At 53.5% G+C, this 767-nt stretch carries 1 protein-coding gene; it reads left to right on the forward strand.

Features of this window, described 5'->3' with window-relative positions; genetic code table 11:
• A partial coding sequence (locus QCM77_RS45975) for a hypothetical protein (RefSeq protein ID WP_280097148.1) occupies positions 1–207 on the forward strand: 207 nt, incomplete at its 5' end.
• Positions 208–767 lie beyond the last annotated feature (560 nt).

Genomic DNA, 767 nt, shown 5'->3' on the forward strand with positions numbered 1-767 from the left:
ACGGCGATAGCGGGGTGGCAGGGTCAACATGATCAACTCGCGTCAGGGCCCGCCTACCAACGCATGATCAAAACCAACAGATCATCTTCGGGCCAGCACCTAAGCCAGATCGACCCTACGCACGAAAATAACAAAATCGCCTTGACGAGTAGCGCAAACCAGTTTGCCTTGAATGTGGCGTGGATATTTCTGCTCGCAAGAAATTGATTCACACTATGCCACTGAACACGGATCGACCGATTAATCGCGCAATGGTTGTCGGATGTACCATTTCCGCCACGCGCAACTATCTGAAGTCACAGAGGCCAAGAAGATTAAATCCCCTATTTAGCAACACTCGTGCCAAGACGCTTAAGTTGTGCACGCATTCGAGGCCGCCATTCTTCGAATTTCGTACGTCGAGCACCTCCTACAAACTCCCATAGCGCTCGCTGCTCCGCAGGTGCCCAAATCCCGCGACTTCGTGCCTTGCCGCTTTTTGGACGCCGGTCAGTGGAGCGTGCGGAGCGTCTCTCGTTGCCGGCGTCCAAAAACCTATACAATAGCGGCCATTCAGCGCTATCAGAAGCTCCATGAAAACCGAGGTGTAGAGCGCTATCGCTGTAAGATTGTGGAGGAGTGCCGGTTAGGCTAGAATTGGGTACTGCTGGGGCAGCTATGTCAGAGGAGCTGACTATGGCCAAAAGCATTCTTGTTAGTTTTGCTATCCTCACTCTCGCCACTTCTGCCGCTTTGGCCGCGCAGCGGACGCATCATCGCCAACCGAT

This window comes from Bradyrhizobium nivariense, from assembly GCF_029846695.2.
Classification (GTDB): Bacteria; Pseudomonadota; Alphaproteobacteria; order Rhizobiales; family Xanthobacteraceae; genus Bradyrhizobium.